This is a genomic window from Stenotrophomonas sp. FW305-C-20-S1 (assembly GCF_058783335.1).
This window is the reverse complement of record NZ_JBYTEK010000003.1, coordinates 131,848-152,534: the sequence shown is the minus strand read 5'-3', so window position 1 is coordinate 152,534 and position 20,687 is coordinate 131,848. Positions and strand designations below refer to the sequence as shown.

At 65.3% G+C, this 20,687-nt stretch carries 21 protein-coding genes and 4 tRNA genes; 8 read left to right on the top strand and 17 right to left on the bottom strand.

Annotation, left to right across the window (positions count from 1 at the left end; translation table 11 throughout):
* The first annotated feature begins 1 nt into the window (after position 1).
* From AC3WTC_RS03615 to AC3WTC_RS03605, 3 genes are all read left to right on the top strand, one after another.
* Positions 2-77 (top strand) — tRNA-Glu (locus tag AC3WTC_RS03615).
* Positions 78-259: 182 nt separating this feature from the next.
* A tRNA-Ala gene (locus AC3WTC_RS03610) sits at positions 260-335 on the top strand.
* A gap of 49 nt (positions 336-384) precedes the next feature.
* Positions 385-460: transfer RNA gene (locus AC3WTC_RS03605), tRNA-Glu, on the top strand.
* A 63-nt stretch (positions 461-523) separates the two neighbouring features.
* Here AC3WTC_RS03605 and AC3WTC_RS03600 read toward each other — a convergent pair.
* Complete coding sequence (locus AC3WTC_RS03600) at positions 524-940, bottom strand: GNAT family N-acetyltransferase (RefSeq protein ID WP_025879241.1); 417 nt, start codon at positions 938-940, stop codon at positions 524-526.
* Between the two features lie 78 nt (positions 941-1,018).
* Between AC3WTC_RS03600 and AC3WTC_RS03595 the strand changes: the two genes are divergently transcribed.
* The gene (locus tag AC3WTC_RS03595; RefSeq protein WP_170919579.1) at positions 1,019-1,975 is read left to right on the top strand and encodes an SOS response-associated peptidase family protein; all 957 of its coding nucleotides are present in this window, start codon (positions 1,019-1,021) and stop codon (positions 1,973-1,975) included.
* 9 nt (positions 1,976-1,984) lie between these two features.
* On the opposite strand, the gene AC3WTC_RS03590 is transcribed toward AC3WTC_RS03595, so the two are convergent.
* The gene (locus AC3WTC_RS03590; protein WP_492710618.1) at positions 1,985-2,365 is read right to left on the bottom strand and encodes a response regulator; all 381 of its coding nucleotides are present in this window, start codon (positions 2,363-2,365) and stop codon (positions 1,985-1,987) included.
* Between the two features lie 138 nt (positions 2,366-2,503).
* Between AC3WTC_RS03590 and AC3WTC_RS03585 the strand changes: the two genes are divergently transcribed.
* Positions 2,504-2,589 (top strand) — tRNA-Leu (locus AC3WTC_RS03585).
* A 103-nt stretch (positions 2,590-2,692) separates the two neighbouring features.
* Here AC3WTC_RS03585 and AC3WTC_RS03580 read toward each other — a convergent pair.
* A complete protein-coding gene (locus AC3WTC_RS03580) occupies positions 2,693-3,778 on the bottom strand; it encodes a retropepsin-like aspartic protease (RefSeq protein WP_492710616.1) in 1,086 nt (361 codons plus the stop codon).
* On the opposite strand from AC3WTC_RS03580, the gene AC3WTC_RS03575 reads away from it, so the two are divergent.
* Complete coding sequence (locus AC3WTC_RS03575) at positions 3,777-4,019, top strand: hypothetical protein (RefSeq protein ID WP_032976177.1); 243 nt, start codon at positions 3,777-3,779, stop codon at positions 4,017-4,019. The genes AC3WTC_RS03580 and AC3WTC_RS03575 overlap by 2 nt on opposite strands.
* Positions 4,020-4,676: 657 nt before the next feature.
* Here AC3WTC_RS03575 and AC3WTC_RS03570 read toward each other — a convergent pair.
* Both AC3WTC_RS03570 and AC3WTC_RS03565 read right to left on the bottom strand, forming a co-directional pair.
* Complete coding sequence (locus AC3WTC_RS03570; RefSeq protein ID WP_492710614.1) at positions 4,677-6,512, bottom strand: methyl-accepting chemotaxis protein; 1,836 nt, start codon at positions 6,510-6,512, stop codon at positions 4,677-4,679.
* Between the two features lie 269 nt (positions 6,513-6,781).
* Complete coding sequence (locus tag AC3WTC_RS03565) at positions 6,782-7,060, bottom strand: hypothetical protein (RefSeq protein WP_492710612.1); 279 nt, start codon at positions 7,058-7,060, stop codon at positions 6,782-6,784.
* Positions 7,061-7,220: 160 nt separating this feature from the next.
* Here AC3WTC_RS03565 and AC3WTC_RS03560 point away from each other — a divergent pair, with 160 nt between their 5' ends.
* Positions 7,221-8,309, top strand: coding sequence for a DUF5694 domain-containing protein (locus AC3WTC_RS03560; RefSeq protein WP_492710610.1), 1,089 nt, complete (start codon positions 7,221-7,223; stop codon positions 8,307-8,309).
* A 30-nt stretch (positions 8,310-8,339) separates the two neighbouring features.
* Here AC3WTC_RS03560 and AC3WTC_RS03555 read toward each other — a convergent pair whose 3' ends face one another.
* The 10 genes from AC3WTC_RS03555 to AC3WTC_RS03510 form a co-directional block, all read right to left on the bottom strand.
* Positions 8,340-8,579, bottom strand: a complete 240-nt coding sequence (locus tag AC3WTC_RS03555) for a hypothetical protein (RefSeq protein ID WP_492710608.1) — start codon at positions 8,577-8,579, stop codon at positions 8,340-8,342.
* Between the two features lie 64 nt (positions 8,580-8,643).
* Positions 8,644-10,845, bottom strand: a complete 2,202-nt coding sequence (locus tag AC3WTC_RS03550) for a PAS domain S-box protein (RefSeq protein ID WP_025879249.1) — start codon at positions 10,843-10,845, stop codon at positions 8,644-8,646.
* A gap of 200 nt (positions 10,846-11,045) precedes the next feature.
* A complete protein-coding gene (locus AC3WTC_RS03545; protein ID WP_280883874.1) occupies positions 11,046-13,439 on the bottom strand; it encodes a Tex family protein in 2,394 nt (797 codons plus the stop codon).
* A gap of 207 nt (positions 13,440-13,646) precedes the next feature.
* Positions 13,647-13,862: a hypothetical protein gene (locus tag AC3WTC_RS03540; RefSeq protein WP_025879252.1), complete on the bottom strand. Its 216-nt coding sequence runs from the start codon at positions 13,860-13,862 to the stop codon at positions 13,647-13,649.
* Positions 13,863-14,579: 717 nt separating this feature from the next.
* Positions 14,580-15,032: a hypothetical protein gene (locus AC3WTC_RS03535; protein WP_025879253.1), complete on the bottom strand. Its 453-nt coding sequence runs from the start codon at positions 15,030-15,032 to the stop codon at positions 14,580-14,582.
* A complete protein-coding gene (locus AC3WTC_RS03530) occupies positions 15,029-15,232 on the bottom strand; it encodes a PspC domain-containing protein (protein WP_025879254.1) in 204 nt (67 codons plus the stop codon). Before AC3WTC_RS03530 ends, AC3WTC_RS03535 begins: the two co-directional genes overlap by 4 nt.
* A 50-nt stretch (positions 15,233-15,282) precedes the next feature.
* Complete coding sequence (locus tag AC3WTC_RS03525; protein ID WP_059064467.1) at positions 15,283-15,651, bottom strand: YfeK family protein; 369 nt, start codon at positions 15,649-15,651, stop codon at positions 15,283-15,285.
* On the bottom strand, positions 15,648-16,715 hold the full coding sequence (locus AC3WTC_RS03520) for a class III poly(R)-hydroxyalkanoic acid synthase subunit PhaC (protein WP_088100207.1): 1,068 nt from the start codon (positions 16,713-16,715) through the stop codon (positions 15,648-15,650). The genes AC3WTC_RS03525 and AC3WTC_RS03520 overlap by 4 nt, the downstream gene beginning before the upstream one ends.
* A 3-nt stretch (positions 16,716-16,718) precedes the next feature.
* The gene (gene phaE / locus AC3WTC_RS03515) at positions 16,719-17,777 is read right to left on the bottom strand and encodes a class III poly(R)-hydroxyalkanoic acid synthase subunit PhaE (protein ID WP_492710604.1); all 1,059 of its coding nucleotides are present in this window, start codon (positions 17,775-17,777) and stop codon (positions 16,719-16,721) included.
* A 22-nt stretch (positions 17,778-17,799) separates the two neighbouring features.
* Entirely contained in the window at positions 17,800-18,414 is a 615-nt protein-coding gene (locus AC3WTC_RS03510; RefSeq protein WP_025879258.1) for a CDP-alcohol phosphatidyltransferase family protein, read from the bottom strand.
* 345 nt (positions 18,415-18,759) lie between these two features.
* Between AC3WTC_RS03510 and AC3WTC_RS03505 the strand changes: the two genes are divergently transcribed.
* Positions 18,760-19,410, top strand: a complete 651-nt coding sequence (locus tag AC3WTC_RS03505) for a class I SAM-dependent methyltransferase (protein WP_492710602.1) — start codon at positions 18,760-18,762, stop codon at positions 19,408-19,410.
* A 95-nt stretch (positions 19,411-19,505) separates the two neighbouring features.
* On the opposite strand, the gene AC3WTC_RS03500 is transcribed toward AC3WTC_RS03505, so the two are convergent.
* Together AC3WTC_RS03500 and AC3WTC_RS03495 are read right to left on the bottom strand one after the other, a co-directional pair.
* Complete coding sequence (locus AC3WTC_RS03500) at positions 19,506-19,994, bottom strand: NUDIX hydrolase (RefSeq protein WP_093819148.1); 489 nt, start codon at positions 19,992-19,994, stop codon at positions 19,506-19,508.
* A gap of 40 nt (positions 19,995-20,034) precedes the next feature.
* Positions 20,035-20,547 (bottom strand): DUF1249 domain-containing protein, encoded by a 513-nt coding sequence (locus AC3WTC_RS03495; protein ID WP_025879261.1) that lies wholly within the window; start codon positions 20,545-20,547, stop codon positions 20,035-20,037.
* Positions 20,548-20,687 lie beyond the last annotated feature (140 nt).

The following is a 20,687-nucleotide window of genomic DNA, read 5'->3' as shown; positions in this document are numbered from 1 at the left end:
CGTCCCCATCGTCTAGAGGCCTAGGACATCACCCTTTCACGGTGGCGACCGGGGTTCGAATCCCCGTGGGGACGCCACTCATCATGAACAACGAGGACCCGGCCGATAACCGGGTCTTTTTTGTTCACCGCCCACCGGCATTCAGGTTGTGGCGTCGGAACGCTCCTGCCCTTGTGGCAATGAACGATTCGATGAAAAAGCTTCAAAAAAAGCTTCCACAAATGTGAACAGGCAGGTATGATAGGCGGCTCGGTAACACGGGGCCATAGCTCAGCTGGGAGAGCGCCTGCATGGCATGCAGGAGGTCAGCGGTTCGATCCCGCTTGGCTCCACCACTTTCGGCATTAGGCCGTCGAAAGTTCTACAACTCAAAGTTTTTCGTGCGTCCCCATCGTCTAGAGGCCTAGGACATCACCCTTTCACGGTGGCGACCGGGGTTCGAATCCCCGTGGGGACGCCAATCTTTGAAACCCCGGCTTCGGCCGGGGTTTTTCTTTGCCTGCGATTCCCTGGTGACCGCGTTTCAGAACCGGCGATACATGCCGATCGAGGCTGGCGCGGTCGCCGCAAAGCCAAACTGCGCATACAGCCGATGTGCCTCGCCATCGGCCAACAGACTCACATACGCCGACGGCGGCAGGTTGCCCTGCATCCAGTCGCTCAGACGCTGCATCACCGCCTTGCCCAGACCCTGCCCCTGCAGGCGCGGCAGCACGGCGATATCGCAGACCTGCAGGTGGCAACCACCGTCGCCGATGATCCGGCCCATCGCTACCAGCTCGCTGCCCTGGTAGGCACAGACACCGAAAACGGTATTGGGCAATGCCCGCGTCGCCGCCTCATGGGTCTTTGCACTGAGCCCGGCCAGCGCACGCAGCTGGCAGTAGTCCTCAACCGTCGGCACCGCCTGACGGAACTGGATCGTCTCTGGATCATTCATGCAACGTCTCCTGGAAGGTCGAGCTATCCTGCCGCATCCACGTCGCAGCCGCTGCGACCCATCTTCCGGCAGAGTCCCATGTGCTATTCCGCCCTGATCCGCGCCGACTACGCCAAGCTGGTACGCGAGTTCGGCGCCGTCCTCTCCCTGGAGGAGTTCGCCGAACTCTATGCACATGATCCCGGCAAGAAACGACCGAAAACGCCGAAAGCGATGGACGACGGATTTGCCGGTGCGCGCACTGAACTGGGCCGCGACATCGTGGCGAAGATCCAGCAATGGCATGCACAGGAGCGGCAGCAGCTGCAGGCCGAGCTGGAGCGGCAGCTTGAGCGTCGCGACATCGCCAATGCAACCCTGGCCACCCGTCCCACGCAGAAAGCGCGCAATGACCTGCGCGTTGCCGGCAACCGCATCGACCGCGCGCAGGCACGGCTGGACGACCTGCACCGGGAACAGCTGCTGCCACGCGACAACCGTATTTTTCCTGGCACCTACGCGCCGGTGATGGTCAGCGAGAATGGCCGGCGCGTGATCAAGCCGATGCGCTATCAATGCCGGCTTCCGGACAAGCCCGCGCGCAACGATGTCCTCTATCCCGGCACCTACAATGCGCGGCGGGACAGCCTGGAAGGCTATTGGCGCGGGGCCTTCGGACTGCGCCACGGCGTGGTGGTGGTACAGGCCTTCTACGAGCACGTTCCTCGCCACGCCATTGCCGGCCGCACCCTGCACAACGACGAGAAGGAACAGGACGTGGTGCTGGAGTTCCGCCCTGATCCGCCGCGCGACTTGTTGCTGGCCTGCCTGTGGGCGGAATGGGAGGGCCCGGAAGGACGCCTGTTGTCGTTCGCCACCATCACCGATGGACCGTCAATCGATGTTGCCGCTGCCGGCCATGACCGGGGCGTACTGCCGATCCGCGCCGAGCATCTGGACGCATGGCTCAACCCGGACCCGGACAACCTGGCAGCGCAGTACGCCATCCTCGACGACCGCGAGGAGATCCGTTATGTCTACGAAGAAGCCGCATGAGCAGTCGGATCAGGCGTTGGCGCTGGAACGTCCCACTGCGCGGACCAATGCCTTGGACAGTTCCGCCGACAGATAGGGCTTGATCAACAGCACACCCGATCGCATCGCGACCGGCAGTTGTTCGGCGGTCATCCCGGTGGCGAGCACGAACGGCACCCCGCGCGCGGCCAGCGCCGCAGCGACCGGTTCACTGGTCTCGTTGTGGGCCAACCGGTAATCCAGCAGGGCCACGTCAGGGCTGGCCTCTTCCAGCAGGCGCAGTGCCTCGGCAACGGACGCGGCAGGACCAACGACCAGAGCACCGGAATGCACCAGCTGCATCTGCAGCAGCGCCGCACTCATCTCGTCGTTCTCCACTACCAGCACCCGCAGGTCCTGCAACGCTGACATAGGCTATCGCTCCGTGCCTGTTAAGCGTTGCCAGTATAGCCAGCAGTCGGCCGATACCGACAATTTGAAGCCATTTCGGCCCCGTTCGCCCGCGCCTCTATGAACGCCCGCCCGGCTCGGGTACACTAGCCCGCTGCTGCCGGTGTGGCGGAATGGTATACGCAGCTGACTCAAAATCAGCCGGGGGTGACCCCATGAAGGTTCGAGTCCTTTCACCGGCACCACAAGCCTTGCAACGCGAGGCTTCCAGAAGGAATGGCGTAATGGAGTCGTGAATCAGCCGACTCCGGCCAATTCTCCTCCCCACTTCCCCTCTCGATCGTCCTGTCACCGCCGCAGTTGCTGCAGCACCGCCCTCCCGTTGGGACGCAGATAGACGTCGCCGGTCTTGGTGTCCAGCAGGATGTTGAAATTCCGAAGAACTTCACTTCCGATCGTGCCATCGCCACTGGAGCCGTCTTCGTCGATGGTGAAAGACACCTTGGGCTGGTCCAGACGAATCCCCTGAATATCCGCCGAGGGAACGCGAACGTCGACCGCGCGGATCTTCCTGCCTGCGCTCCCACTGAACTGTGACGTTCCGATCTTCTTCGTAAGAACATCCTGGAGGTTGTGTCGGGAACTGTAGGAATACCCCAGGTCGATGGTCCCGTTGCTGCCGGTATCCAAAGAGAGCCACGCCTGGAGTGATGCGTTCTCCGCATGCAACGTCACTTCGACAGCGGGAATGTTGTCGATCCATCGCGTGTTCATCCTGGTGTATCCCGCCGTGCTGGGCAAAGTGCCATGCACGAACAGGGTCTTCTTGTCGTAGTCGATCTCGACAACGCTCCCCTCGAAGAATTTCCAGCCGAGAACTGCATCGAAGGGCCGATTCTGGTAGTCGATTACTGCGGCGCCCAACGTTCTGCTGGCACCGCCGAGAGCAACCGCGTTGTTCGTACTGTAGTCAACCAACGTCGTGCCGTCCGCGCCGGTGTTCTCGGATTGATCGTCGATTTTCATACCAGCCAGTTCGCTTGTAGCGACCGACACGGCCATACCGTCCGCCCCCGTGTCCACCAGGAAACGGAGGGGGCGCGAATGATTGATCGTGCCTTCGGCATATATTCGATGGTCCTTGCCCAGCTCGAACGGGATCGCGATGGTCTCCGCGGAGACGGCAGGAGCACCACAAAGGGCAGTCACCGCGAGAAGGGCAAGAAACCGGATACGGCAGATCCTGGACATTGGCAGTTTCCGTTGGGCAAGGCATGAGTCCATGCTCCGCCTTGGATGCGCCACCGGGCCAAATGGTTTAATGCGAAGCTTGGCTTGGCCGCGATCGCGAGCCGGCGTATAACGCAAAACTCCGGCATCAAGGAAGCTGTAGACTTCGGCTCCATGGAAAACGGGCGTTAAGGATTCGAGCATGGCCGACACCGGATTGTTCCTCCTCAGCGATGTTTTCGGGCAGGAAGACGACAGCGGCCGTCTGCTGCAGGTAACCCAGGTGGTGTGTCGTTGTCTGGAATGCTCGTGCCGGTTCACCGGGCGGCCCAACGAAGGCCTGATCGATCTCCCCGGTGGCGCAATTCTCAGTTGCCCCAAGTGCCCCAATCGGCAGGCTATCAGCCTGGCCAGATTCGCAGACTTTCTGCAGAAGAACGTTTGACGCTCGGGCGTCCAGCGCTTTGACCGGTCCTGCTTGATCAAGCGGCGATTGCACAAGGGTCGACCAGCGCCCTCAGCCTGTCCGTTTAGGCAGAATCCATAGCGCTTCAGCTCCAAGACTCTTGCTGAATCTACACTCTCGTCACAAGATCAACCCGCTCCACCCTGCAGCATGCATTGACTCTTCGGTACACGGCCATGCCAGACACAGGTCTTTTCTACGTTCTCAACATCGACCCGATGCGCGATCAGCAGGGGAACATCCAAAGCGTCATCGCCATCAGCGTCCGGTGTAACAGTTGCCAGCACGTCACCCACTCGACAGGCCCCGACCTCCAATCCATACCGGGCGGTACGCTGCTCGCTTGTGCCCAATGCGGAGGGCGCCAAGCCGTCAGCAACGCCCGCTTGGTCGAGTGCGATCACACCTTGGCCGCCAGAGCGGACTCATCAATCAGTCCGATGCCTGGGTAGGCCCTTCCCAGCCATCAAGGTACCTGGCTAAATCGTCGAGAACGTCGACCACGCGCTGCCGATAGGGACACGGTGACTGAGCAGTGACGGGCGAGCCCGGAGTTTACTGCCGTTCCAGAGCAAGCCACCGTTGCGTTGGCCGGGTCGGCCGGCGCCGCCCCATAAGCCAGCGCGCGCCGGCGCCCTACACCACCCGCAGCGCTGGAGAATGCACGCCATGGCCATGCCCTGCCCCCGCGTGCACACGGAACCCTGCCACCGTCTGCAGCAGCTGCGAAGACTGCTCTTCCATGCTGCGCGCGGCCGCTGAGGCCTCTTCCACCAGCGCTGCATTCTGCTGCGTGCCCTGATCGATCAGATCCACCGCGTGGTTCATCTGCTGGATGTCATCGCTCTGCTGTTGCGCAGCCGCACTGATCTCGGTCATCAGGTCGCTGACACGCCGCACGTCGACCACGATCTCGTCCATGGTCCGGCCGGCGCTCTCGACCTGCGCCGTTCCGGCACCGACGTTGGCAACGGACGCATCGATCAGCTGCTTGATTTCCTTTGCCGCACCCGCCGAGCGATGCGAGAGCTCGCGGATCTCGGTGGCAACCACGGCGAAACCACGACCATGCTCACCGGCACGCGCCGCTTCCACCGCCGCGTTCAATGCCAGGATGTTGGTCTGGAAGGCAATGCCATCGATCACACCAATGATGTCGACGATGCGACGCGAGGAAGCATTGATCACCTCCATCGTCGAGACCACGTCATGTACCACCTGGCCACCCCGTGCGGCCACATCGGCGGCGCCGCCGGCCAGTTGGCTGGCCTGGCGCGCGTTGGTCGCGGTGCGCTGCACGGTCTCGGCCAGCCCCTTCATCGACACGGCGGTTTCTTCCAGAGAGGCAGCCTGCTGTTCGGTACGCTGGGAAAGGTCGTTGTTGCCTTCGGCGATCTCGCTCGCACCGACCGCAATGGTGTCTGCGGCGAACTTGATCTGACCGATGATGGCCGCCATCGCCTCGACCAGCGCGTTGACGCCACCGCATAGCTCGGCGATCGGGCCCGTCTTGTCGGCCATGCCGATGCTCCGGGTCAGGTCGCCCTCCTTTGCCGACGCCACCACTTCGCGCGTCTGCGCTACGGCGCGCTGCATGGCCTGGCTCTCATGCACCTGTGCGGTGATGTCGGTGGCGTACTTGACGACCTTGAACGGCCGGCCACCGGCATCAAGGATCGGGTTGTACGACGCCTGGATCCACACTTCACGACCACCTTTGCCCAGCCGCCGGTACTGGCCTGCGTCGTACTCGCCGGAGCCGAGTTTTTCCCAGAACCGCCGATACTCGACACTGGCCCGGTAGTCGGGCTCGACGAACAGCGAATGATGCTGGCCACGCACCTCTTCCAGCGTATAGCCGGTGGCGGCCAGGAAGTTCGCATTGGCCGCCAGGATGCGGCCATCCATGCTGAACTCGATGACCGCCTGCGATTTGTCGATGGCGGCCAGCTGCCCCGCCGATTCGGCTGCCTGCTGCTTCTGCGCGGTGATGTCGGTGGCGAACTTGACCACCTTGTACGGCCGACCGTGCTGGTCAAGCACCGGGTTGTAGGAGGCCTGGATCCAGATTTCGCGCCCGCCCTTGCCGAAGCGCCGGTACTGACCTGCATCGAACTCACCGCGGCCCAGCCGTGCCCAGAAGTCGCGGTATCCGGTGCTGCGCGCGTCCTCGGGATCGACGAACAGGGAATGATGCCTGCCCTGGATCTCATCCAGGCGATATCCCACTGCCTGCAGGAAGTTGTCATTGGCCTGCAGGATGGTGCCGTCGAGGGCGAACTCGATGACCGCCTGCACCCGGTGCAATGCGGCAACCTGGGCCTCAAGCTCGACGTGCCGCCGATGCTGCTCGGCCACCTCCGTGGCGCGGCGCTGCCTGCTCAACACTCCCTGCAGCGCGCGCAGGGGAGACCAACGGGAGAGCACTTCGACCGGCGCCTGAGCACCTTCCATGGAGCCTGAAATAAGCATCGTCTGATCCTCGGTGTCCGGGTAGCGGTTGCGACCCGCCGGGCGGGATGCCCGGCGGCAACTTCGATTGCCTGGGACTGCAGACGCCGGAAGGCGTCACTCGAGCGACTGGCAGGAACAGTACGGCAGCTGCGATCGTCATCAAACAGCGGCGGAGCACACGGCAGGGGCCGCCCATCGGAGGCAGCCTCGGGTCCGGCGGCGGGAGCCTGCAGCGGGCTCCAGAGAAGGTAACGGCGCGACGGCCAGCAACTTTAGGGGGCCAGCCCCTAGTCGGCAGCGCGCCGCAGAACCCAGCGCAGCAGCATCGTTGCCAGCACCGCCGGCAGGTAGCCCAGACTGCCGCAGACGACCAGCAGGGACGGCCCCGCCAGCGGCCCGCCTCCGCCCAGGATCCAGCTGCGGGTGGCGAGGATGTACAGCGCGAACGGCACCAGCAGCAACGGTGCCAGCCGCAACAGCTGCCACCGCCACCTCCCCGGCCCGATCCAGCCGGCCAGTGCACCCAGCACGGCACCTGCAGCTGCGATGGTGGCGATTTCATCCATGACGCGCTTCCGGAAGTCTTCCAGCCACCATTCTGGACCAGCGCCGACGGAAAGGGGATGCGGCAGGCACGCAGAAGGTTGCAATGACCATCGGGACATCCCTTGCCTGCGCGCTGCCGGCAGCATGCGCCCACTGAATGGATTTTTCCTGGGAGGCAGCATGCTTCGACGCTTGAACGCCATCATATTCCTCAGCCTGTGCAGTGCCGGCGCATTGGCCAGCGACGCGGGCTTCCGCCCCAGCTTCCATCCCGACCAGCTGAAGGGGCCACCCGCCGGTCGCCACAACGAAGTACTGGTGCTTGGGACAGCACATCTGTCGGAACTGCCAAAGACCTTCGAGCCGGCCATGCTGGAGCCGTTGTTGCAGCGCCTGGTACGTTGGCGCCCGGAGGCGATTGCCACCGAAAACCTGTCCGGCCTGCAGTGCGACTTCATGCGTCGCAATCCCAGCCGCTATGCCGAAAGCGTCGAAACCTACTGCTTCGACACCGACGCGGCCCGCGTCGCCACCGGCTTCGACGTGCCCAGCGCGAACGCCGAAATGGGACGCCTGCTGTCGGCTTGGCCGGCAAGCCCGACAGCCGCGCAGCGTCGACACTTGGCCGCGGTGTTCCTGGCCGCTGGCGAGCGCGGATCGGCGCAGGTGCAATGGCTGCGCCTGCCTGTGCAGGAGCGCGTCGCCGGCGACGGGCTGGATGCTGCGCTGGTCGAGATTCTCGACAAAAGCCTGACCCGTCGCAATGAAACCAATCTGGTGGCCGCAGTCCTCGCTGCCCGGCTGGGACTGGAGCGCCTGTGGGCAGTGGACGACCACACCGCCGATTCGCCAACCCCGCCCAAGGACGAGAAAGCAGCACGCGAAGCGATCATGTCGGCCTGGGACAATCCGCACGCAAACGCACGGCGGGACGCCGACGAGCCGCTGTATGCCAACATCGGCAAGCTGGATGGCGTGCTGGACCTGTATCGCGCCTACAACCGCCCCGGCGTCGGCCTGCAGGCCTACCAGGCCGACTTCGGTGCTGCGCTGGTCGAACCCTCACCCCAGGGCTTTGGCCGCAACTATGTAGGCTACTGGGAAACCCGCAACCTGCGCATGGTCGCCAACATCCGCGAAGTGCTGGGCCAGCGCCCGGGAACGCGCCTGCTGGCCATCGTTGGCGCTTCGCACAAAGGCTACTACGAGGCCTACCTCAACATGATGCACGACGTGCAGCTGGTGGATGCCGAAGAGGTGCTGCGCTGAGGCCCGCACCTGATCAACGCAGCAGATCCGCTACCCACGTTGCCGCGCATCGCGACGCGCAGCGCGCCAGATCATCACGCTGGCAGCGACGATGCAGCCCAGCGTGACCAGCAGCATCAGCGCCACGCCCCACTGCACCACGGGGACCAGCATCCGGGCCTGCTGGTCGTTGCGCAGCTGCTCCAGCCGGAGCCAGCCGGAGAGAGCCAGGGACCAGCCGACAACGGCCGGCGCATAAGCACGGACTGCACTCAGGTTCCAGGACGTCATGTTGTTTTCCTGTCAAGGTGGGGCGTTGGCGCAGTATTCGCCGCGCCCCTCTCACAGGCTGAGATCAGCCGTCGCTGAGGTCGCCGCCGTCCGCCGGCGAGCTACCGGGCAGTTCGCCGGTTTCGCCCTGCACCTGCACATTGTTGCGACCCATCGCCTTGGCCCGGTAGCACTGGGCATCGGCGGCGGCGACGGCCTGGTCCACGCTCATGCCGGCGGCAAGCGGTGCGATGCCGATGCTGGCGCCGATCCGCAGCTGGTGCTGGTCCCACGGAATGGACAGGTTGGCCAGGGTATGCAGCAACTCGCCGCCGATGCGCGCCGCTCGCCGCGGGCTGCACCCGGACAGGATTACCGCGAATTCGTCACCGCCCAGGCGGGCCACCACATCCGAGTCGCGTACACCATGGCGCAATACGCTGGCCACGGCCCACAGCACGGCGTCGCCGGCCAGATGACCAAAGGTATCGTTGACCGGCTTGAACCGGTCCAGATCGATGTACATCAGTGACGCCGCCTGCCCGGTCCGCTCGACCCGGGTGATCGCCTGCTGCAGATGCACTTCGAAGCCGCGGCGATTACCCAGTTCGGTCAGCGGGTCCATCTCCGCCAGGTGCCGTGCCTCGCGCTCGCGTGCGCGCTGCTGGGTGTCATCGCGCAGGACCCACACCGCACCACGCACCTGGCCCTCGTCGTCGCGAAGCCAGGCCCGGGTCAGGTCAACCGGCACCACGGCGGTGCCCATCTGCAGCAGCAGATCGGCATGCAGATCCACGGCGTTGCTTTCCGGATCCAGCAGCACGCTGACGTCGAGCTGCGATTGCGGTGCGTATTCGGTGGTCAACGACAGCACGTCCTGCACGAGATGCCCGGCCAGCGACAGCGCTCCATCGCCGGCAAGCATTCGCACGGCGGCCGCGTTGGCATATTCGATGTGGCCATCCAGGGCCACGCTGAGTACCAGGTCGGCAACCGCATCCAGGGTGATGCGGCTGCGCTGCTCGCTTTCGAACAGGCGCTGCTCGCTGCTGCGCTGGGCGCTGACATCCTGGATCTGCGACACGAAATGCAACGGTTCACCGCGCTCATTGCGTACCAGCGATACCGACAGCCGTGCCCAGATGGTGTTGCCCTCACGGCCCAGGTAACGCTTTTCAAGGTGATAGTGCGTGCGTCGCCCCGCCAGCAGGTCCTGCACCAGGGCCAGGTCGGTCTGCAGATCGGCCGGATGGGTCAACCGCTGGAAATCGACCTGCAGCAGTTCCTCGCGCGTGTAGCCGAGAATGCGGCACAGCGCATCGTTGACATCCAGCCAGCGCCCTTCCAGCGACACCAGCGCCATGCCCAGTGCCGCCGACGTAAACGCACCGGCGAATTTTTCCGCCGCAAGACGAGCCTCGGCGCGCGCCTGCAGGATCTCGGTGATGTCGATGGCCATGCCGACATAGCCGATGCGCTCGCCATTGGCGCCATCCATGCGGCTGATTGACAGGCGTACCTGGCGACGCTGACCGTCCTTGCGCAGCAGTGTCCACTGCCGCGAATACGTCTGGCCCTCGGCACGTGCACTGAGTGCCTCGAACACACCCGGAACCTGTCCATCGGCGGTCGCCAGCGGTCGCAGCCACGCCTGCAGTTCAACCGGGTCGTGGAAGGCATCCAGGCGGCGCTCACCCACTACTTCAGCGGCGGTGTAGCCTAGCAGGCGCTGCGCGCCGGTATTGAAAATGGTGATGATGCCATCGGTGTCGGTCGCGATCACCGCGACTTCGTCTGAAGCATCCACCATCGCCTGCAGGCGCTGCCGCATTTCGGCCGCGTCCTGGCGCGCCTGCTGCAGTTCGGTGACGTCGGCATGGGCGCCGGCCATCCACAGTGGCCTGCCCTGCCCGTCCCATTCGAATACCCGTCCGCGATCGTGGATCCAGATCCATTCGCCATTCCTGTGGCGCATCCGCAACAGGCAGACATAGTGGTCGGTGCGGCCATCGAAGTGGTCCTGCAGAGCCGCATCGGACAGCGCCAGATCATCCGGATGGACCAGCGCGATGAAGGTCTTCTGGCAGATCGGTTCAAGTTCGTCCAACCGGTAGCCGACGATCTCGGCCCACCGTTCGTTGACCCGCATCTGCCCGCTCTGGACGTTCCATTCCCAGGTGCCGGCCGCGGTGCCCTCGATGATCATCGCCAGGCGGCGGCGCTCTTCGGCCAGTTCCTGCAGCCGGCGCTCCAGCAGTGCGTTGCCGCTGTTGCCCTGATCGGCCATCAGCCGCCTCCCCTGCCGACGCAGCTGCCCGCAGGCCGTGGCGAGCCACAGCGGTCACGGAACAGGGCGGATGGTGCTGACGGCATGGCCTCCCCAGCGACAGCAGGGGCCCAGGCGCCCCTTCCGGCGCAAGTGTGCGCATTGCCGGGGAACATCGACAAGTCCCCCGCCCGGATCGCGCCGGGAGGGGGACGGCGGACTCAGCTGCGCTTGGCCCGGGCGAACGCCTCGGCCAGGGCATTGTTGGCTGGCGGCGCGGCCTGTGCCGGGCGTCCGCCATTGCCCGGGTTGCGCCCTTGGCCACGTCCCTGCCCGGGGTTGCCGGCGTCGCGGCGCGGCGCCTGCCCCTGGCTGCGTTCGTCACGGCTGCCCGGGCGGCTGGTAGCCTGGCCGGGCGTGTCGTCCAGACGACGGGTCAGGGCGATGCGCTTGCGCGGCACGTCCACCTCCAGCACCTTCACCTTGACGATGTCGCCGGCCTTGACCACGTCACGCGGATCCTTCACGTAGGTATCAGACAGCGCCGAGATGTGGATCAGGCCGTCCTGGTGCACGCCGATATCGACGAACGCACCGAACGCGGCCACGTTGCTGACCACGCCTTCCAGCACCATGCCCTCGCGCAGGTCCTTGATGTCCTCGACGCCTTCGGCGAAACGGGCCGCCTTGAATTCCGGGCGCGGATCACGGCCCGGCTTTTCCAGTTCCTTGAGGATGTCGCGCACCGTCGGCACACCGAATGTCTCATCGGTGAACTGCTCGGCCTTCAAGCCGCGCAGGAAACTGCCGTCGCCGATCAGCGCCTTGATCGGGCGCGCGGTGCTGGCGACGATGCGCTCGACCACTGGATAGGCTTCCGGGTGCACCGACGATGCATCCAGCGGCTCATCGCCATCGGCGATACGCAGGAAACCTGCGCATTGCTCGAACGTCTTCTCGCCCAGGCGCGACACCTTCAGCAGGTCCTTGCGACGCTTGAACGGACCGTTGTCATCGCGGTGGCGCACGATGTTCTCAGCTACCGTCGACGACAGGCCCGAAACGCGCGACAGCAGTGCAGCCGACGCTGTGTTGACGTACACGCCAACGGCATTCACGCAGTCCTCCACGCGCGCATCCAGCGCACGCGCCAGGCGGTACTGATCCACGTCGTGCTGGTACTGCCCCACGCCGATCGCCTTCGGCTCGATCTTCACCAGTTCGGCAAGCGGGTCCTGCAGGCGACGCGCGATCGATACCGCACCACGGATCGACACGTCCAGGTCCGGGAATTCCCTGGCCGCCGTTTCCGACGCCGAATACACCGACGCCCCGGCTTCACTGACCACGATCTTCTGCGGCGCGTTGTCACCCAGCGCCTTGATGGCTTCACCGGCCAGCTTGTCGGTCTCGCGGCTGGCGGTGCCGTTGCCGATCGCGATCAGCTGCACGTTGTGCTTGGCACACAGCTGCTTGATCGTCTGCAGCGACTGCTCCCACTGCCGGCGGGGCTCGTGCGGGTAGATGGTGTCGGTGGCGACCAGCTTGCCCGTGGCGTCGACCACGGCAATCTTGCAGCCGGTGCGGATGCCCGGGTCCAGGCCCAGCACGCTTTTCGGGCCGGCCGGTGCGGCCAGCAGCAGGTCCTTGAGGTTGTCACCGAACACCGCGATGGCTTCGGCTTCGGCTTTCTCACGGGCCTGGTTGAACAGGTCCAGCAGCAGGTGCATGTGCAGCTTGGCCCGCCAGGTCAGGCGGCAGGCGTCCAGCAGCCAGCGATCAGCGGGGCGCCCCGCATCGCGGATACCGGCGTTGTGCGCCACGCGCCCTTCGGCGTACTGATGTCCGGCCTCGGCATCCTTGCCTGGGTCCAGCTCCAGGAACAGGATCTCCTCGCGGCGCGCACGGAACAACGCCAACAACCGGTGCGAGGGAATCTTCGCCAACGACTCGGCGTGCTCGAAATAATCGCGGTACTTGGCGCCCTCGGTTTCCTTGCCCTCGGCAACGCGGGCACGGATCACGCCCTGCTCGCTCAACCAGCTGCGCAGCTCGCCAACCAGCGTGGCGTCCTCGCCCCAGCGCTCCATCAGGATCGCGCGGGCCCCTTCCAGCGCGGCCTTGGTGTCGGCTACGCCCTTGTCGGCATCCACGAACGTGGCGGCAAAGACCTGCGGGTCCTGTGTCGGGTCGCCCAACAAGCCGTCGGCCAACGGCTCCAGTCCTGCTTCGCGGGCGATCTGCGCGCGGGTGCGACGCTTGGGCTTGTACGGCAGGTACAGATCTTCCAACCGGCTCTTGGTGTCTGCGGCGAGGATCTCGTTGCGCAGCTCATCGCTGAGCTTGCCCTGCTCACCGATGCTGGCCAGCACCGCCGCACGGCGGTCTTCCAGTTCGCGCAGGTAGGTCAGGCGGGTTTCCAGATTGCGTAGCTGGGTGTCGTCCAGGCCGCCGGTGACTTCCTTGCGGTAGCGGGCGATGAACGGAACGCTGGCGCCTTCATCGAGCAGGCCGACAGCGGCGCTGACCTGGGCGGTCTGGGCACCGATTTCATCGGCGATGGTCTGGGCGATCTGCTGGGCGAGCTGGCGCTGGGCGTGCTTGGCGTCGTGCATTGTTTCCGGCCTGGGCCGCATTGCGGGAAAGGCCCATTCTTGCAATGCGCGGGCGGCAGGGACAAGGCGTTGACAGAGCGGCGGTTCAGGCGGTGGGTCCAGATGGGACGCCGGCATCCTCGCAAAAGGGGCTCGGACTGGCCCCGGGGCTGGGATGCCGGCGCGGACGCGCGATGGTGGAGCGCGTCCTGCCGCGTACTGCGAAGGTCAGCGGTAGTGGCGGGCGGCACGCTGCATGACGATGTCGTCACGCAGGCTCTCCAGCGCCATCAGGCGGACCTTGCCGACACCCTGCAGTTCCATGAACCGCTCCGTGTAGAACTCCGGCCCCAGCGCGGTGTCGGCGCGGGATTTGCTGAAGCCGTAGGGCACCACGCCCTTCTCGCCATCCTTGCTACCACCGACATAAAGAACGATTGCCATGTGATGTCTTCCTCCAAATTGCTACTGCGTACTGCACACGATGAGCGGTACTTGTTGGCTCATCGGGATAGAGCTTACCGCGACCAAGCTGACTGGAACGTCACGAAGACTAATGACGATCGGTTGCATGCAGATGACTGCGGGATAGCAGCAGAATGCTTACGGATCTTTAACTTCCGGCTAACGAATACGGGGGTTTCAGCCAACGGCGCAGCCCCTCGTGGGTAGGTGTGGTTGGTCGCGGAATGCAAAAGCCGCAGGTGGGTCGGCGGGGTTGGGTTCGCGGGGGACGCCGTGAATCCGTCCCTGGAGGCTTGGCCGCGGCATCCATGCCGCGGACACCCCCGCGAACCCAACCCGACCGCCCTCTGACAGATTTCTGCGGTCTGCCACCCACGGAAAAGAAAAAGAAGATCAAAAGCAAAAGCGGCCTGGCCGGCCGTTTCCTGTAGAGCCGAGCCCATGCTCGGCTCTATACGAGCAAGCGCAGCGCGCGACCCGCTGTTGCTGTTCTTTTTCTTCTCCGTGGCTGGACGCGCCCGGAAACTGTCAGGGGCCGGGCCGGTGGGTTGCGCAGGGGCGTGAGCCGCATGGATGCGGCGACCGAGCTTACAGGGACGTACTTGCAGCGGCCCCTGCGCAACCCACCCGCCCGGCCCAATCACATGAATCGCATTTCGCGCCCCACCCACGAGGGGCTGCGCCGTTGGCTGGAATCTACGGCCACCAGCCGTGCCCGAACCGCGCGTAATGATCGGCCGCACGCTCGAACGGATTGCGCGCACTGACACCACCACACAGCAGATACACCGGCAGGTACAGCGGCCCCAGCACCAGATACTGGTACACGTGCGCACGCTCATGGTCATCCAGCCGGATCAACGGCTCCACGCCCCACCCCGCCTGATGCGCGTAAGTACGGCAGCACATGCCCAGATCGTGGCCGGTGTGCAGGATCACGTTGCCCAGGGTGATCGCTCCGCCCGGGCCCCAGGGCCAGTGATCGAAAACCACCGCGCAATCACGACCACTCCAGCGCATCTTCGCACCACCCAGCAACCCGGCCAGACCGCCAAGCAGGCCGATCAGGGTATTGGGCACGGTCCACAGCGCGCCCAGCACCTGCAGCGCGCGCAGCCAGATCGGCCAGGGCCGGGACGCGGTGTTCAATCCGCCTCGTTGGGGATCAGCAGCCACAGCAGCAGGTAGACCAGGATGCCGGGGAAGGCGGCCGACGCCAGCGAGACCACCACGTACAGCACCCGTACCAGGGTCGGGTTCCAGCCGAAACGATGGGCGATGCCGCCCATCACCCCGGCAATCATGCGGTCGTTCAGCGAGCGCGACAGGGTGCGCGGCACAGCGTTCATGGCGAGGTCTCCCGGCTGACTGGCTGTTGCCACTGTAGCGCCTGCAATGTCTACGGCGTGCGTTGGCGCAAGGCCTGCAGGCGGGCGCCGAACCACACCGCGGAGGTCTGTTCGGGCTGGCCGGGGCAGCGGATCCGATACGCCTTGCCACTCATGCTGCTCTGACTCGCGGCACGCTCGATGAACTGCTCGGCGGTGTCGACCATGTCTTTCTTCAGCAGGTAGTCGTACTTGCGCTGCAGGTGGGAACGCGCATCGGCGGGACCGTACCAGCTGCCATTGCGCTGGAACTGGCACTGGGAGCCATCCAGGCTTCCGATCAACTGCGCGATCTCGCGGCGCGCATCGGCGCTCGGCGCAGCGCTGGCGACGCCGGGCGCAAGGGCCAGAGCAAGCGCGAGCAGAGGGGAATGTTTCATGGCGTGCGTTCCTTCAGCCAGTTGTCGATGGTCGCCGGCACTTCGCGCTGTGCGCGGCCGGAGACGTAGATGCCGATATGCCCACCGCGGAAACTGGATTCGGTGTAGTCCTGCGTGCCCAGCCGGCCACGCATCGCGCGTGATGCATCCGGTGGCACCAGGTGATCCTGTTCGGCGTAGATGTTCAGCACCGGCAGGGTCACCTGCGACAGATCCACCGCCTCTTCGCCGATGCGTACGGTGCCATTGACCAGGCCGTTGCCCTGGTAGAACTGCTTGATGAACTCGCGGAAGGCTTCACCCGCGAGGTCCGGCGAGTCAAAGATCCACTTTTCCATGCGCAGGAAATCCTCCAGCGCGGCCTTGTCATCGAGGATGTCGAGCAGGCCCACGTACTTCTGCACGTTCAGGCGGAATGGCTTGAGCATCAGGTAGCTGGCATTCATCAGATCGGCCGGGATGTTGCCCAGCGTATCCACCAGCAGATCCACATCCACCTGCTGGGCCCAGTGCGACAACATGTTGTCGGCGGTCTGGAAGTCGACCGGGGTGACCATGGTGATCAGGTTGCCCAGCTTCTGCCGCCGCAGTGCGGCGTAGCACAGGGCGAACACGCCGCCCTGGCAGATGCCCAGCATGTCGACCGGGCCTCCACTGCGTGCGCGCAGCGCATCCACCGCGCCATCGATGTAGCGCAGCAGATAGTCCTCAAGCGTCTGGTAGCGTTCGGAACGGTCCGGATAACCCCAGTCCAGCACATAGACGTCCTGGCCCAATGCCAGCAGCTTCTGCACCAGCGACCGATCGGCCTGCAGGTCCACCATGTACGGGCGGTTGACCAGTGCGTACACGATCAGCAGCGGTGTGCGACGCACCGGCGCGTTTTCGCCGACGAAGCGATACAGCACCACTTTGCCATCGCGCCAGACTTCCTCGCGGGCGGTGGCGCCATAGTCGACATCCTCCACCTGCGGCAGCAGCTTCAACCCCTCCATCAGCTTGCGCTGCATGGCCAGGGTCTCCTGCATCAGGTCATCGGCATTGAAGCCCAGCGGTCCTTTCATGGCTTACGACTTCCGCGTGGTCGCGCGGGTGGTGACCTTCTTCGCTGGCGCTTTCTTCGCAGCAGGCTTCTTCGCTGCAGCCTTCTTCGCTGCAGGCTTGCGCGCGACGGGCTTGACCCTGGCAGGCGCTGGCTGGGCAACCGGATCGACGGCATCGGTACCGGCAAGCACCGCCACCTGTGCCTGCACCCGGCGCAGGCTGCGCTCGAGCTCGGCAATGCGACGGTGAGCGGCATCCATCTCGCTGCGGGTAGGCAGGCCGATACGTTCACTCATCTGTTCAACCTCGCGCTGCAGGCCTGCGCGCAGGCGCATCTGTGCGTTGCCCAGCGAGGCATACACCTGCTGGAACGGCTCGGACATGGCGACCTTGGCGTAGGCCTCCTCGGCGACTTCAATCCACAGATCGAACATCGCCCGGGCGCTGGTCAGCTGGCTGCCGGGCTGCTCGTGTTCGGCCAGGCGCTGTTCGAACAGGTCGAACGCCTCTTCCAGTGCCTGCTTGATCTGCTCGACATAGGCCTGCGAATGCTGCTGGTATTCCTCCTGCGCGCGCAGCAGAGCCTGCCACCGCGCCTGGTGCTCGCGGCCGGGCCCGAACGCCGGGCTCTGCAGCCAAGGGCCAGCCAGCGTCTGCAACTGCTGGAACCACGCCGTGAACTCGGGCGGAGCAGCGTCCACATGGGTGCTGCCGCGGGCCCCCTGCAGCATCCACTGCAGCATGCCGTCGCCCTGCCCCTTCACCGCTTCACGCCAGGCCTGGGCGACCTCGGCACTGCTGGCATCGCGGCCGGCAAAGCGTGCAGCGACTTCCTGCATGGTGCCGTACCAGCTGCCAGCCTGCTCGCGGAACCGCCGCACTGCCTCTTCGGGCGCGGCAGCACCGGTCCCGGGCAGCAGTTGGCCCCACCAGTCGAACAGGCGCTTCCAGCTGCCCGGGTCGTCGCCAGCCGGGGTTCCCGGCACGGCTGCATGGCGCAAGGCATCACCCCAAGCGCCGAAGTACTGGCGGGCCAGATTTTCGAAATCGCTGCTGCCGGCGTCGTTGGCCGAGCTGGTCATCGCGCTCCTCCGCAGGGCTGGGTCATGGCTTGGGAATGCGCAGGGTCTTGCTGATCATCAGCGACCCGGACAACGCGAACAGCAGCACCAACGGATGCAGCTGCCAAGGGCCAATCTGCCACTGGCCCAGCCACAGGTCGTGGCCGATGGCATCGGTGCCGGCGGCGATCGCCAGCACGATCACCAGCGCCAAGCTGGTGGGAATCGGCGTCCCCTCGAAGTACTTCACCTTGCCTTCGTCACCGCTCATCGCCTCGGCGGTTACGTTGTAACGGGCCAAGCGGCTGACGCCGCAGCAGACGAAGTAGCTCAGCACCAGCCAGTCCCAGCCCCCCTGCATGCCACAGGCATAGGCCAGCGCTGCGGGCGCGACCCCGAAGGAAATGACGTCCGACAGCGAGTCGAGCTCGCGGCCCAGGGTCGAACTGGATTTGCGCCAGCGCGCGATGCGGCCGTCCAATGCGTCGAAAATGAAAGCCAGCGGGATCAGCGCCATGCCGAACAGCAGGTAGCCGCGCTCGCCATCCTGCAGGAAACGCATTGCGGCAAACACCGCGCCGGTGCCGCAGAAAGCGTTGGCGAGGGTGAACCAGTCCGCCAGATGGAACTCGCGCAGCATCGAGAAGTGACGTTTCATGAAGTCTCACGGGGCATCAAGGCCCACAGGGTACCGCGAGCGCCGCCACCGGCAACAGCGTGGGCTGCCCCTGTCCTTCACCCGTCACTCACCGATCCTCACCGGCGGTGAATTTTTCGCCACCCATCTTGACAGCCTAGCGGGGTGGCGCCTGTCAGCGCTTATCCACAAAGTTGCCCACGCGTAATCCACACCCCCTGTGGACAACTGGTTCTCACCGACTGCGACGCTGGACATTTCCTCATCACCACAAGCCGGGGTTTCCCTACTTCCCAAGCCGATCCGCCAGCGCTATGGTCTGCGGCGGACCCGCCGCCGCCACGTCCGACTCCTTACCGACGGACGATGTTGATGCTGGATGCACGCACCCTGGCCGCGCAGTTGCGGCAGCCCCATGGCGAGGCCGCGCTGGCCGTGGGCGAATCGATGAACCGCAGCAACGGCGCCCTCAACCAGGCGGCTATCGCATTGCTGGCCGTCGCTGCCGGAGAGCAGGTGCTGGAAATCGGTCCAGGCAACGCCGCCTTTGCGCCGCTGCTGCTGCAGGCCAGTGGCAGTCGCTACGTGGGTGTCGAGCTGTCCAGTGCCATGGTCGACGCCGGCAACCAGCACCTTGCCGCCAGCGGCCTGGCTGGCCGTGCCGCGCTGCGCGAGGGTGATGCCCATGCCCTGCCCCTGGCTGATGCCAGCGTCGATGCTGCGCTGGCGGTCAACACCCTGTACTTCTGGCCGAACCTGGCCCCGGCACTGGATGAACTGGCACGGGTGCTGCATCGCGGCGGCCGGCTATGCCTGGCCTTCGGCGATGCCGGATTCATGCGCAGCCTGCCCTTTGCCGCCGACTTTGAGCTGCATGAGCTGGACGCAGTGGAGCTGGCGCTGCGGGTGTCCGGCTTCACCGTCACGGCATGGCGCTCGCATCGCGAATGCACGGCCGGCAATGACGGCCAGCAGCGGGAAAAGCACTTCCACCTGCTGCTGGCGCGCCGGCGCTGAAGCTCTCCCCGCCGGGCATGGCCCGGCGCTACCGAGGCTGCGCCGGATGGTAGCGCCGGACCATGTCCGGCGAGCGCAGCGGCCCCCGGAATGCCTCAAAGCCGGCTGAAGGACCAGCTCTGCATGCGTCCATCCCGGTATGGCATCACTCCGTGGAACGGCCGCGGATCGGCATCGAACACCAGCGGCAGGAAGTTGCGGTCGCCCTCCCACATCGGCAGCTGGTCGAGCTTGTCCACGTCCACCCACTCCAGGGTGCCCTCGTGATTGCCCCCGTGCGGGGCACCCTCGAAGCTGTCGATGACGAACACGAAACCGAACCAGTCTTCACCGTGCTTGCCGAAACCCGGCCAGCTGATGGTGCCGCGCAGGCGCATGGCCGTGCAGTCGATACCGGCTTCCTCGGCGATTTCGCGGCGCATGCCGGCGGCAACGTCCTCGGTCGGCTCGACCTTGCCGCCCAGGCCGTTGTACTTGCCCAGGTGGTGGTCGCCCGGCCGGGTATTGCGGTGGATCATCAGCACCTGGCGGCGATCGGGCGAGAGCACATAGCCCAGGGTGGCGACGATCGGGGTATACGGCATGTGCGGGTCCGGCGGCGGGTCAGCCGTGGATTATGGCCGATCAACGCACCAGCGACAGGCGACGGTCGCCGGCACCCACGGTGTTGCCGTCTGGATCACGGCGCAGGGTGGCCACGCCATGGCCGCGTTCGGCCAGGTATTCCAGCCATTTGCCGAGGAAGGTGTTCATCCGCATGCGATGGCTGATCAGCTCGGCCGGCGGTGGGTACAGGCCCATCGTGTCCTGCCAGCGGCGGCCGACGTAGCAGTGGGTGGTCTCGGCCTGGCGCGCGTCCCGGTACAGGCGGACGAAGGCCGATGGGTCCGGTTCACCGGTCACCGGGTCGGCCAGGTCATAGGTCAGGCGCAGCTCGACCGTGTAGCGGTGGCACTCGATCACGTCCAGGCGCACGTCCAGGCCATCGCCCACCGAAGAGACATAGCTTCCCGCCACCAGCTCGGCCGGCGCGAACAGGCGCACCAGGTGACGGTAGTTCTCTGCGTACAGCCCCATGAGCCAGCTCAGCCGGCTCAGGCGGGGAATGCGCTCGGTACGGGGCAATGCTCGGGCCATGGGTTGATCCTACACGTTGGCCCTTCAACGTGGGGACTGATCGGCCCCGGCCAAAGGGGTCCTGTATCGACCAACGGTCGATACCCACCGCGCAGGTAGGCCACGACCGTGGGTCGTAGCGCACCTGTCAACCGCGCAGG

Coding starts and splice junctions, on each gene's coding strand:
- AC3WTC_RS03600 (WP_025879241.1), bottom strand. CDS start 940: ATGAATGATCCAGAGACGATCCAGTTCCGTCAGGCGGTGCCGACGGTT.
- AC3WTC_RS03595 (WP_170919579.1), top strand. CDS start 1,019: ATGTGCTATTCCGCCCTGATCCGCGCCGACTACGCCAAGCTGGTACGC.
- AC3WTC_RS03590 (WP_492710618.1), bottom strand. CDS start 2,365: ATGTCAGCGTTGCAGGACCTGCGGGTGCTGGTAGTGGAGAACGACGAG.
- AC3WTC_RS03575 (WP_032976177.1), top strand. CDS start 3,777: ATGGCCGACACCGGATTGTTCCTCCTCAGCGATGTTTTCGGGCAGGAA.
- AC3WTC_RS03580 (WP_492710616.1), bottom strand. CDS start 3,778: ATGCTCGAATCCTTAACGCCCGTTTTCCATGGAGCCGAAGTCTACAGC.
- AC3WTC_RS03570 (WP_492710614.1), bottom strand. CDS start 6,512: ATGCTTATTTCAGGCTCCATGGAAGGTGCTCAGGCGCCGGTCGAAGTG.
- AC3WTC_RS03565 (WP_492710612.1), bottom strand. CDS start 7,060: ATGGATGAAATCGCCACCATCGCAGCTGCAGGTGCCGTGCTGGGTGCA.
- AC3WTC_RS03560 (WP_492710610.1), top strand. CDS start 7,221: ATGCTTCGACGCTTGAACGCCATCATATTCCTCAGCCTGTGCAGTGCC.
- AC3WTC_RS03555 (WP_492710608.1), bottom strand. CDS start 8,579: ATGACGTCCTGGAACCTGAGTGCAGTCCGTGCTTATGCGCCGGCCGTT.
- AC3WTC_RS03550 (WP_025879249.1), bottom strand. CDS start 10,845: ATGGCCGATCAGGGCAACAGCGGCAACGCACTGCTGGAGCGCCGGCTG.
- AC3WTC_RS03545 (WP_280883874.1), bottom strand. CDS start 13,439: ATGCACGACGCCAAGCACGCCCAGCGCCAGCTCGCCCAGCAGATCGCC.
- AC3WTC_RS03540 (WP_025879252.1), bottom strand. CDS start 13,862: ATGGCAATCGTTCTTTATGTCGGTGGTAGCAAGGATGGCGAGAAGGGC.
- AC3WTC_RS03530 (WP_025879254.1), bottom strand. CDS start 15,232: ATGAACGCTGTGCCGCGCACCCTGTCGCGCTCGCTGAACGACCGCATG.
- AC3WTC_RS03525 (WP_059064467.1), bottom strand. CDS start 15,651: ATGAAACATTCCCCTCTGCTCGCGCTTGCTCTGGCCCTTGCGCCCGGC.
- AC3WTC_RS03520 (WP_088100207.1), bottom strand. CDS start 16,715: ATGAAAGGACCGCTGGGCTTCAATGCCGATGACCTGATGCAGGAGACC.
- phaE (WP_492710604.1), bottom strand. CDS start 17,777: ATGACCAGCTCGGCCAACGACGCCGGCAGCAGCGATTTCGAAAATCTG.
- AC3WTC_RS03510 (WP_025879258.1), bottom strand. CDS start 18,414: ATGAAACGTCACTTCTCGATGCTGCGCGAGTTCCATCTGGCGGACTGG.
- AC3WTC_RS03505 (WP_492710602.1), top strand. CDS start 18,760: ATGTTGATGCTGGATGCACGCACCCTGGCCGCGCAGTTGCGGCAGCCC.
- AC3WTC_RS03500 (WP_093819148.1), bottom strand. CDS start 19,994: ATGCCGTATACCCCGATCGTCGCCACCCTGGGCTATGTGCTCTCGCCC.
- AC3WTC_RS03495 (WP_025879261.1), bottom strand. CDS start 20,547: ATGGCCCGAGCATTGCCCCGTACCGAGCGCATTCCCCGCCTGAGCCGG.